Below are 11,222 nucleotides of genomic sequence, written 5' to 3'. Positions count from 1 at the left end.
TTTGTAAGGTCGGGAACGCCCTCTGCTGGCTTTGAACGGGTGGACAGGCGCGTGCAATCAGCGACCGCCCCATGGACTCCCGCTTTCGCGGGAGGGAGCGGAGAATGAGGCGGAAGCCGGTCCATAACGCGCCCAAAAGCTGAAACAGTGTGCGCCGTCAGGGCCGGACCGTCGTCAGCTCAAATCCGACCGATTGGCGGCTTCGCTCAGGCGCTCGATGAAATTGCGCGACCAGCGCGAGGCGGTTGTGTGGGTGATGCGCTCGTAGAGCCGTTCCCAGCGCTCCTTGCGCTCGTCGAGCGGCATGCGGATGCCGGTCTGGAGCGCTTCGGCGATCGCGTCGATCGAATAGGGGTTCACGATCAACGCCTCACGCAATTCTTCGGCCGCCCCGGCGAAGCGCGACAGCACCAGGACGCCGGGATCTTCCGGGTCCTGGGCGGCGACATATTCCTTGGCGACCAGGTTCATGCCGTCGCGCAGCGGGGTCACCAGCCCGATCAGGCTTGCCCGATAGATGCCGGCGAGCGCACGGCGCGGCAGCGACTGGGTCAGGAAGGCGATCGGCGTCCAGTCGATGTCGGAAAAGCGGCCGTTGATGCGACCGGTCAGCCCCTCCAGCGACCGTTGAATGTCGGCATAGGCCCGAACCTCCGAGCGCGAGGGCGGCGCGATCTGCATGAAGGAGACCCGGCCGCGATTTTCCGGATAGTCCTCAAACAGGCGCTCCACCGCGCGGAACCGCTCCGGCAGACCCTTGGAGTAGTCGATCCGGTCGACGCCGACGATCTGGATCTGGCCGTTGAGGAGGGTTTTCAGGCGGCGGAAATTGCGTTGGCCTTCGCCGGAGACCGCATAGCCGGCAAAAGTTTCCGCGTCGATGCCGATCGGGAAAGCGCCCAGATGCACCTTGCGGCCGAGCACCTGCATGGCGCCGTCGGAGGTTTCTTCCGCACCGGCCTCTTCCAAGAGATAGCGTCGCAGCGCGGACGCATCGCGCTCCGACTGGAAGCCGATCAGATCGTAGGCGAGCAGGGAGCGCACCAGGCCCGCATGATTGGGCAGCGCCGTCAGCACTTCCGGCACGGGGAAGGGGATGTGGAGGAAGAAGCCGATCGGATTGTTGACGCCCATCGCCCGGAGCTGAGCGCCCAGAAGCATGAAGTGGTAGTCGTGCACCCAGATGATGTCGTCGGGTTCCAAGAGCGGCTTCAGGCGAACCGCGAAGCGCTCGTTCACCCGGCGATAGCCTTCGTCGAAACGCCGATCGAAATCGGTTAAGTCGAGCCGGTAGTGCATCGTCGGCCACAGACAGCGATTTGCGTAGCCGGCATAGTAATCCTTGTAGTCGTCCTCCGAGAGGTCGATGGTCGCCAGCCGGACGGCGCCGGACGACTGTTCCCTGAGCGGCGAGAAGGTTCCCTCGCTGGAGACCTTGCCGGACCAACCGAACCAGATGCCCCCGCGCTCGCGCAGAACGTCGACGAGGGCCACCGCCAATCCGCCGGCGCGTCCGGTGTCCTTCAGCGGTCCCACCCGGTTCGAAACGACGATGAGGCGTCCCATGGCTCCCCTCTTCCTTATCGCCGGCTCAATGCGGCCGGTGTGGTCCGACGGGCGTACGGGGCCGCGCCGTCGATGGTGCGTCTCCTGTCAGATCCGATGTTGTTGGTCTGCCGATCGGCGAATGTCATTGCGCGAGATCAGATCATCTTGTCCCAGCGCCGGCTCAGCCGCATGGCGCCGTTGATGATACCCACCATCGAATAGGTTTGAGGATAGTTGCCCCACAGCTCTCCGGTGGCGGGGTCGACGTCTTCCGATAGCAACCCGAGATGATTGCGGCACGACAACATGGACTCGTAAATCTCCCGCGCTTCCTCCACGCGCCCGATGCGAGCGAGCGCGTCTATGTACCAGAACGTGCAAATGTTGAAGGCGGTTTCAGGCCGTCCAAAATCATCTGCCGCGGCATAGCGATAGAGGTGGTTTCCGTGGCGCAGCGTCTCGCCGATTTTCTCCACTGTCGCCACGAAGCGCGGGTCGGAGGGGGCGATCAGCCCGACTTCGGCGGCAAGCAGCAGCCCGGCGTCGAGATCGGTCCCGCCGAAGCTCTCGGTGAGCGCGCCGGTCTCTTCGCTCCAGGCGCGCTCGAAGATGACCGCCTTCACCTCGTTGGCGCGGGCGCGCCAGGTGGTCGGGTCGAGCCCCAGCCGGTTGGCGATCTTGGCCAGCCGGTCGAGGGCGGCCCAGCACATCAGGCTCGACGAGGTGTGCACTCGGGCGCGGGTGCGCAGCTCCCACATGCCGGCATCGGGCTTGTCGAACAGCTCGTAGGCCTTCTCGCCGATGCGTTCCAGATGGCGGAAATCCTCCACGCCGGACGGCCGGAACAGGCGATGGTCGAAGAAGGCCTGGGCGGCGCCCAAGACGATGTTGCCGTAGACGTCGTGCTGGAAGTGCTCGTAGGCTTGGTTGCCGACCCGGACCGGCCCCATGCCGCGGTAGCCGGGTAGGCTTGCGGTGCGCTCCACCAGCGCGCTTTCCAGTCCGATGCCGTAAACCGGCTGGACATGGCCGCCATCGGTCATGGCGATGATGTTGTTGATATAGCGGAGATAGTTCTCCATCGTCTCCAGGTCGGAGAGGCCGTTGAGCGCGCGCACGACGAAAAAGGCGTCGCGCAGCCAGCAATAGCGGTAGTCCCAGGTCCGGCCGGAATTCGGAGCCTCGGGGATCGAGGTCGTGATGGCGGCGACGATCGCGCCGGTTTCCTCGAAGGTGCACATCTTCAAGGTGATGGCGGCGCGGATAACGGCTTCTTGCCACTCCAGCGGCAGGCCGAGCCTGCGCGACCAGCCGCGCCAGTAGGCGTCGGTGTTCTCCACGAAAGTGTGGGCGATCTTCACCGGATGATCGGTCAGGGTTTCGTCCGGCCCGAGAAACAGCGCCAGCTCGCGGTCGAGCTGGAACCAGGTCTCGTCGCGGATATAGGTCACCGGCGCATTGGTGGTCATCCGCAGCGCAAAGCCGTCCCCGACATAGCGGATATGATTGGAGCCCGACGTGATTTCCGGTCCGGCGCTTGCCCAGCCGAACACCGGGCGGATGCGGATGCGGATGCGCGGGCGGCCCACGACCGGCTTGATCTGGCGGACGATCTGGTTCGGCCGGAACATGCGGCCGCGCCCTTCGAAGCGCGGGGCGTGGTCGACAATCTCCACCGCCGATCCATCCTCGGCAAACAGGGTGGTGGAGAGGATCGCGGTGTTGGGAATGTAACTCTGCTCGGAACGGACCTGTCCTTCCACCTCGATGGTGAAGGCGCCGTCGGCCGGATCGCCGGACCGGCTGCCGAGCAGGGCGTGGAACACCGGATCGCCGTCGAACCGGGGCAAGCACCACCAGACGATCCGCGCCGATTTGTCGACGAGGACGGCGACCGAGCAATTGCCGATAAGGCCGAGATCGAGCGAGGTCGAGGTCATGGAATCCGAGAAGTCTCCGTCCGTGTCATGAGATCGAGCCATTCCAGCACTTGGCGACGGTCGTCCAGACGATAGGGCGCCACCGAGGGGCCGTCGCCCACCTTGACGGCGACGCCGCCAAGCTTGGCGACCACCCGAAAGCCGTCTTCGTCGGTCACGTCGTCGCCGAGAAAAACGGGAATCCGATCGGCGAAGGGGGGGACGTCCATGAAAGCGGCGATCGCGAGCCCCTTGTTGACGTCGGCGCGCTTGGCTTCTACCACCATCTTGCCTTCTACGAGATGCAACTCGTCGAGATCGGAAATCGCCGCCCGCATGGCGGCCTTGACCTCGGCTTCGGCCTGGGGCGCGAGCCGGTAGTGGATCGCCAGGCCGTTTCCCTTGTCTTCCAGATTGATGCCGCCGCCGAGAAGGCTGCTTGTCTCCAGCCGATCGCGCAAGCGGTGGATCTGGCTGGATTGCGGCAGCTCCAGAATGCTGGCGTTGGCCCGTGCTCGGCGTTCGATGCCGTGCAGCCCGGCTGCCGGCAGCACCAGCGGCGATAAAAAGCGGTCGATCTCTTCCAGCCGCCGTCCAGTCACCACAGCTAGCGCCCCGTGGGTGCGGCTGCGCAGCCGGGTCAGAAGATCGACGAGGTCGGGGTCGACCGTCACCGCGTCCGGCGCGTCGGCGAAATCGACCAGGGTTCCGTCGAAGTCGAGAAACACGGCCGGCGACGGCGGGATCGGAGGAAGGTTCATGGCGTCGTTCTATCCGAGGCGGGGGATGGGGTCGACCCGACCGGGCGCACCCGCGCCGGATTGGTCATGCCGGGAAGACCTTTTCGGAACTCTTGCAGAGGTCGACGATCAGGCAGGCCTCGCAGTCGGGCTTGCGCGCCTTGCAGACATAGCGTCCATGCAGGATCAGCCAATGGTGGGCATGGCGCTTGTAGGCCTCGGGAATGATCTTCTCCAGGTGCGCTTCCACGGCATCCGGCGTCTTGCCGGGGGCGAGCTTGATGCGGTTGGCGATCCGGAAGATATGAGTGTCGACGGCGATGGTGGGCTCGCCGAAGGCGATATTCAGAACGACGTTCGCGGTTTTGCGCCCGACGCCGGGCAGCGCCTGTAGCGCCTCGCGGTCGCGTGGGACTTCTCCGCCATAGTCTTTGATCAGCGCGGCGGAGAGCGCGATCACATTCTTCGCTTTGTTGCGGTAGAGCCCGATCGTCTTGATGTAGTCGCGCACGGTCTCTTCGCCGAGGGCGAGCATGGCTTGTGGCGTGGAGGCGGCGGCAAACAGGCCGCGGGTGGCCTTGTTCACCCCGACATCGGTCGCCTGGGCCGACAGCACCACGGCGACCAGCAGCGTGTAGGGATTGACGTAGTGCAACTCGCCCCGAGGCTCGGGATCGCGCGCTTCGAAACGGGCGAAGATCTCCTCGATCTCGGCCTTGGAATAGGCCGTTTTCGGGGCGCGGGCAGGTTTGCCCTTGGCGCTCTTGCCCGGTCCGCTTGCCGTCGACGCGCTTTTTTTGAGCGATGAAGCGGAGGTTGCGCGTCTGGAGGTCTTCGATTCGGCCATTTCGGTTCTATAATTGTGGGTCATGACGGAGAGCAACACGATAAGCGAACAAGACGCGCCGGCACCGTTTTTCTCTGCGGTGCTGACGCCCCATCGTTCGCTCGGTCGGCGCGGCTTTTTTATCCTGATGGGGCTGGCCACGGCGGTCGCGGTTTGGTCGGGTCTGCGCTTTTACGTGCTCGGCGCCTGGCCGATCGCCTTCTTTATGCTGGCCGACGTGGGACTGCTCTATTTCGCCTTCCGGGCCAACTACCGGGCCGCGCGCGCCTTCGAGGAGGTGCATGTCTCGCCGACCGAGGTGCTGATCCGCCAGGTGACGGCGAACGGAAAGATTCGGGAGCATCGCTTCAATCCGGCCTGGGCACGGCTGACCGTCACGCGGCTGGAGGACGAGGGCGTGACACGGCTGGCGCTCTCCTCTCATGGCCGCAGCCTGGTGCTGGGGGCGTTTTTGAACCCGGACGACCGGGAAAGTTTCGCCGATGCTTTCGGCAACGCGCTGGCGGACGCGAAGTCCGGCCGGCTTCGGATGGCGTGATCGGCCCCTGTCGGAAAACGGGTCGCGGACAGCCGGCCAGGAGCGCAAAAGTGGGGACGAACGACAAGAGAAGGTCCAGCCCCATGCTCGATACCGTCGACACTCTGTCCGTGTCCGATCTCTTCGACACGCGGGCGCAGCCCAAACAAGATCCGCCGACGGATGACTACGGGGTCATCCGCGCCGCGCTCGCCCACATCGCCGACAGCTACCAGGATCAGCCGAGCGTCCCGGAAATTGCGGAGGCGGTGGGTGTGTCGCCCGTGGCGCTCACCCGCGTGTTCGACCGCTGGGCCGGGCTCACGCCGAAGCAGTTCCTGCAGGCCGTCACCCTCGACCACACGCTTCAGCTTTTGCGCGACCGCGCGAGCGTGCTGGACGCGACCTTCGAGGCGGGCCTGTCCGGTCCCTCGCGCCTGCACGACCTGTTCGTGACCCATGTGGCGATGCCGCCGGGTGTCTACCGCGAGCGCGGCCGGGGCATCGCAATCCGCTGGGGCTGGCATGACAGCCCGTTCGGCAAGGCGCTTTTGATGGTGACCGACTACGGCCTCGCCGGTCTCGCCTTCGCCGATCCGGGCGAAGAGGTCGCTGCTTTTGAGGACATGGTCGGCCGTTGGCCGAATGCCGACTATGTCGAGGATCCTGCCGCTACCCGGGCCTACGCCACGCGCATCTTCGATCCGGCGGCGTGGTCGTCCGATCAGCCGGTGCGGGTGGTCCTGATCGGCACCGATTTCGAGGTGAAGGTCTGGGAAACGCTTTTGAAGATCCGGCCCGGTCAGGCGACGACCTACTCCGACGTGGCCAGCCATATCGGCAAGCCGAAGGCGGCCCGCGCCGTCGGTTCGGCGGTCGGCCGCAATCCGATCTCGTTCGTGGTGCCTTGCCACCGGGTGGTCGGGCGTGCCGGCGGCCTGTGCGGCTATCACTGGGGTCTGACCCGCAAGCGCGCCATTCTCGGCTGGGAGGCGGGACGGTTCGGGTAATTTTTCTCGCTCACGACGGTCGCGCTTCGCGCGACGTCTCCGCGGGGGCGGCTTGGTTCTTTCGGACGCAATCGCGAACGGAAAACCGCAAGAGCACTTTTCCTGCGATTGCTTGTGCCGGCCGACGGTCGTCGGCTGGTGGGGGCAATCCTAAAAAGCTGAGGCTGGTTCTTCCTGAGAAGCCCCATTCCCCGCTCATTCCGGCGAAAGCCGGAAATCGAGCTACACAATCAGCGCCGGAGCGATCCGCCCTGGACTCCGGCTTTCGCCGGAGCGGACGGAGTGAAGATTGACGGCGCGCATTTCCCGTTCTGATTTCGCCTGAGCCGAACGGGATCGAAATTCCATGCCTCACCGAACTGCCCAATGGATTCCCGCTGGCGCGGCAATGAGCGAAGGTTAGGGGCCCAACCGCGTCCTAATCCCTCCCGGCCGGGGTGAGCGACCCGACGGCAAGCCCGCTCCTCACATGAACAGCTTCTCGCCTGTCTTGTCGGCGTAGAGGTCCGCGACATACGCGCCGTAGCCGTTGTAGATCTGGGTCGGCACCGTCTCGTCGGTGCCGAGCACGCGTTCCTGGGCCTGGCTCCAGCGCGGATGCGGAACCTCCGGGTTGACGTTCGCCCAGAAGCCGTACTCGTTGGCGGCGATGTCTTCCCAGAACGAGACCGGCCGCTTGTCGGTAAAGGTAAAGCGGACCAGCGACTTCGCCGACTTGAACCCGTATTTCCAGGGCAGTGCGAGCCGCAGCGGCGCCCCGAACTGCTTCGGCGCCGGCTTGCCGTAGACGCCGGTCACCAGGAAAGCGAGCTCGTTGGTGGCCTCTGCCATGGTCACGCCCTCGACATAGGGCCAGGGATACCAGCTCTGGTTCTGACCGCTGGCGACCTTCGGGTCCATGAAGGTCTCCATGCGCACATATTTCGCCGAGCCGAGCGGTTTGGCGTAGTCGACCAGGGCTTTCATCGGAAAGCCCGACCAGGGGATCGTCATCGACCAGGCTTCCACGCAGCGGTGACGATAAAGCCGCTCTTCCAGTGGCATCGCGCGGATCAAGTCGTCGATGTCGACGGTCTTTTCCTCTTCCACCATGCCGTCGAGGGTGACGGTCCAGGGCCGGGTTTTCAGTGCCTGGGCAGCCTGCCAAATCTGTTTGTGGGAGCCGAACTCGTAAAAATTGTTGTAGCTTCCTGTGACGGTTTCGTCCGTCAGGGCGCGGGAAATCGTGAAGGTATCGTTGCGGGGGAACGGGTAGAGGTCGGCGGTCGGGTCGGCGCTGGTATCCAAAGTCTCGCCAAGGCCTTCGCTGGAGCCGAACAGCGAATTGAACAGCGCGTGGGCGGGTGACGGGCGGGCAACGGCCGCGAGCGCACCGGCGCCTGCAGCCGCAAACAGGGCGCGGCGCGACAGATAGATGGCCTCCGGAGTCGCGGCGCGATCCGGCAGCTCCCAGCCCCGTTTCTTCCTGATGAACATGGCGTTATCCTCTGGATCGCGATGAGTTCGGGCTGAAAGTCCCGAAATCATGAACGCGATCGGTCCCAAGACCCAAAAGCGGGAGGCGGGCGTCAATCCGGCGCCCACTTGTTCTCTTCCCGCTCGTGTCGCCCTCGAAAGGTTTTGGGACTGGTCTCGGTCGCGTTCAAATCACCGTTTCGTCACTCGCGCTCACGAGAGCGGAGCGTCCGCGCGATTGCGCGCAAGACTTGCGAGCCACCCTCAGATTGCTTCAAATCTTTTACGGGCGGCATGCCGGACTGGATTTCCGCATCCGGCCGAAGATCCCGAGGTGTCATGTGAACTCTATCAAACCGGACGAAGATCGCGAATCCGAGGCGCTCCCTGGCGGGATGGTCGTGGAGCTCGTCGGGGTCGCGTTGGAGGACGCGGGAGATAAACATGACAAGGACGAGCCAGGGGCGGATCGCTCCGAGGCTCCGGAGGGATTGATGGATACGCCTTTAGACCCCTCAGGCGGAGGCCGGGGAGGTGACGGTTGGGGAGGTGAGATTCGCCGATGGTCCGGGGTCCTGTTCCCGACCGCGACCGCGGCTATCGGGCTGGGTGTACTGGAGTGGACGTACGGTCTTCCGTCATCGATCGCGGTGGTTGGGACGGTGCTGATCGGCGCTGCGGCGTTCGCAGGTCGCGCACGGGCGCGGCGCCAGCCCGTGCTGCCGGAGCGAGGCCGGCGGCGCATCCGCGGTCAGGAGCCGCCCACGGCGATGCGGGCCGCCGTCGACGCGCTTCCCGATCCGTGCTTCCTGATCGACCGCAAGGGGATCGTGCGCTTTGCCAACCGTCCGGCTACCGATCAGTTCGGGCCGCTGCGCGTCGGCGATCCGCTGGCCTTCAAGCTCAGGGTGCCGGTGTTCCTGGAAGCGTTGGATCGGGCCCTCGGCAGCGGCCGCTCCGAGCAGATCAATTGGTCGGAAAAGGTGCCGACGGAGCGCTGGCTGGAGGCCTATGTCTCGCCGTTCTCCGTGCCCATCGATCCCGATGGCGACGAGCCGCAGACGAGCGAGCTGCTTCTGGTGCTGGTGCGCGATCTGACGGAACAGCGCCGGCTGGAGCGGATGCGCGAGGATTTCGTCGCCAACGCCAGCCACGAGCTGCGCACGCCGCTGGCCTCGCTGACCGGCTTCATCGAGACGCTACAGGGACCGGCCCGGCGCGATGACGCGGCGCGCGAGCGCTTTTTGGGGATCATGCACGACCAGGCGGAGCGCATGCGGCGTTTGATCGACGATCTCCTGTCGCTGTCGCACATCGAGATGCGCGCCCACGTGCGCCCGAAAGCGGTGGTCGATCTTGCAGAGGTCGCGCGCTACGCGGTCGATACGCTGAAGCCGGTCGCAGCCGATTCCGGCGTGGCATTGACCTTCGACGCCGCTGAAGCGCCGCTGTGGGTGCGCGGCGATCGCGACGAACTGGTCCAGGTGTTCGATAATTTGATCGAGAACGCCGTGAAATATGGCGGCACGGGCGAACGGGTCGCCATCTTCGCCGAACGCGAGGCGCGGGCGGGACCGGACATGGCCGTCGTCTCCGTGCGCGACTGGGGGCCGGGTATTCCGCCCGAACACCTGCCCCGCCTCACCGAGCGCTTTTACCGGGTCGATGTGGAGACCAGCCGGGCGCAAAAGGGCACCGGGCTCGGCCTTGCGATCGTGAAGCATATTCTGACCCGCCACCGCGGCCGGCTTTCCATCCACAGCCAGCCGGAGAGGGGGGCGACCTTCACGATCCGGCTCGAACTTGCGGACTTCCCAGAAAACCCAAAAGATAATTTTAAAAAAGAACAGAAAAAACAAGATGTTGATCTGTCATAAAAGGATCATGGCCCTTCCATAGAACGGAGGCCGCTGATGGCTCGACGTCATCGGCGGACGGCGCAGTTCAAATGCCTGTTACCTGACGCAGGGCGCCAACCAAACACGTCCCAATCCAAGGGAGAGATCCAGGTGAAAGCGAAGTTCGTCAGCGCGATTGCGCTTGCCGCTGCGGTTGGCTTTGGCTCGTCCGCTTCGGCTCAAGAGCGCGATACCATTCAGATCGCCGGCTCTTCGACTGTGCTGCCTTTTGCGAGCATCGTCGCCGAGGAATTCGGCAACACGTTCCCCGAGTTCAACACCCCGGTCGTCGGTTCCGGCGGTTCCGGCGGTGGCCTTCGGCAGTTCTGCCAGGGCATCGACATGAACACGATCGACATCGCGAACGCGTCGCGTCCGATCAAGTCGAGCGAGATCGAGAACTGCAACGCCAACGGCGTTCAACAGATCGTCGAAGTCAAGATCGGCTACGATGGCATCGTGTTCGCCTCGAACGCCGACACCGGCCACTTCGAGCTGACCCCGGCGCAGATCTACCAGGCGATTGCCGCGAAGGTCCCGCAGGACGGCAAGCTGGTCGACAACCCGTACACCAACTGGAACGAGATCGACTCCTCGCTTCCGGACCAGGAGATCACCCTGGTGATCCCGGGCACCAACCACGGCACCCGTGAAGTGTTCGAGGAGAAGGTGGTGCTTGAGGGTTGCGAGACCTTCGACGTCATCAAGTCGATGGACGGCGATGCGGCCGAAGAGGCTTGCCTCGGCTTCCGTCAGGGTGGCCGCGTGATCGAGATCGCCGGCGACTACACCGAGACGCTCGCTCGCCTCGAGGCGCAGCCCGCCGCCATCGGCGTGTTCGGTCTGTCCTTCTACGACCAGAACCGTGACCGTCTCCAGGTCGCCACCGTGAACGGCGTGACCCCGTCGCTCGATACGGTCGCCTCCGGCGAGTATCCGGTGTCCCGCCCGCTGTTCTTCTACATCAAGGGTGAGCACGTCGGTAAGGTTCCGGGCCTGGAAGAGTACGCTCAGTTCTTCCTGAACGAGCAGGTTTCCGGCATGGGCAGCCCGCTTGAGCAGGCCGGCCTGATCCCGCTCTCCGCCGAGGAGCGCGAGAACCAGCTCGCGAAGGTCGAGAACAAGACCGTCGTCTCCAAGTAAGTCGATCCCTGATCGGCACAAGCGGGGCAGCCGCGCCAAGCGCGCGGCTGCCCTTGCCTCGGGCGCTCTTTTCGCCCGAAGGCGCGGGGAGGGGGAGCCGCCGCATCGGCGGGCCTGCCCGGACCGTGCGGGACTTGCGAGCACC

Annotated in this window: 9 protein-coding genes; 4 read left to right on the top strand and 5 right to left on the bottom strand. The window is 64.8% G+C overall.

Annotated elements, in window-relative coordinates; translation table 11 throughout:
- Window positions 1-174: 174 nt before the first annotated feature.
- The 4 genes from HNS03_RS20850 to nth all read right to left on the bottom strand — a co-directional run bounded on the left by HNS03_RS20850 (window position 175) and on the right by nth (window position 5,054).
- A complete protein-coding gene (locus HNS03_RS20850; protein ID WP_367197984.1) occupies window positions 175-1,566 on the bottom strand; it encodes a trehalose-6-phosphate synthase in 1,392 nt (463 codons plus the stop codon).
- A gap of 137 nt (window positions 1,567-1,703) precedes the next feature.
- A complete protein-coding gene (locus HNS03_RS20845; protein ID WP_367197983.1) occupies window positions 1,704-3,488 on the bottom strand; it encodes a glycoside hydrolase family 15 protein in 1,785 nt (594 codons plus the stop codon).
- Entirely contained in the window at window positions 3,485-4,228 is a 744-nt protein-coding gene (gene otsB / locus HNS03_RS20840) for a trehalose-phosphatase (RefSeq protein WP_367197982.1), read from the bottom strand. The genes HNS03_RS20845 and otsB overlap by 4 nt, the downstream gene beginning before the upstream one ends.
- Window positions 4,229-4,292: 64 nt before the next feature.
- Complete coding sequence (nth, locus tag HNS03_RS20835; protein ID WP_367197981.1) at window positions 4,293-5,054, bottom strand: endonuclease III; 762 nt, start codon at window positions 5,052-5,054, stop codon at window positions 4,293-4,295.
- A gap of 22 nt (window positions 5,055-5,076) precedes the next feature.
- On the opposite strand from nth, the gene HNS03_RS20830 reads away from it, so the two are divergent.
- Together HNS03_RS20830 and HNS03_RS20825 are read left to right on the top strand one after the other, a co-directional pair.
- Window positions 5,077-5,592: a DUF2244 domain-containing protein gene (locus HNS03_RS20830; protein WP_367197980.1), complete on the top strand. Its 516-nt coding sequence runs from the start codon at window positions 5,077-5,079 to the stop codon at window positions 5,590-5,592.
- 83 nt (window positions 5,593-5,675) lie between these two features.
- A complete protein-coding gene (locus HNS03_RS20825; RefSeq protein WP_367197979.1) occupies window positions 5,676-6,581 on the top strand; it encodes a methylated-DNA--[protein]-cysteine S-methyltransferase in 906 nt (301 codons plus the stop codon).
- Window positions 6,582-7,046: 465 nt separating this feature from the next.
- On the opposite strand, the gene msrP is transcribed toward HNS03_RS20825, so the two are convergent.
- Window positions 7,047-8,057, bottom strand: coding sequence for a protein-methionine-sulfoxide reductase catalytic subunit MsrP (gene msrP / locus HNS03_RS20820; RefSeq protein WP_367197978.1), 1,011 nt, complete (start codon window positions 8,055-8,057; stop codon window positions 7,047-7,049).
- 473 nt (window positions 8,058-8,530) lie between these two features.
- Between msrP and HNS03_RS20815 the strand changes: the two genes are divergently transcribed.
- Together HNS03_RS20815 and HNS03_RS20810 are read left to right on the top strand one after the other, a co-directional pair.
- Window positions 8,531-9,913, top strand: a complete 1,383-nt coding sequence (locus tag HNS03_RS20815; RefSeq protein WP_367197977.1) for an ATP-binding protein — start codon at window positions 8,531-8,533, stop codon at window positions 9,911-9,913.
- Between the two features lie 132 nt (window positions 9,914-10,045).
- The gene (locus tag HNS03_RS20810) at window positions 10,046-11,077 is read left to right on the top strand and encodes a substrate-binding domain-containing protein (RefSeq protein WP_367197976.1); all 1,032 of its coding nucleotides are present in this window, start codon (window positions 10,046-10,048) and stop codon (window positions 11,075-11,077) included.
- Window positions 11,078-11,222: the final 145 nt, after the last annotated feature.

Source organism: Amorphus sp. 3PC139-8 (assembly GCF_040750475.1).
GTDB lineage: Bacteria > Pseudomonadota > Alphaproteobacteria > Rhizobiales > Amorphaceae > Amorphus.
The sequence above is the reverse complement of the archived record's forward strand: the minus strand, read 5'-3'. Positions and strand labels throughout refer to the sequence as shown.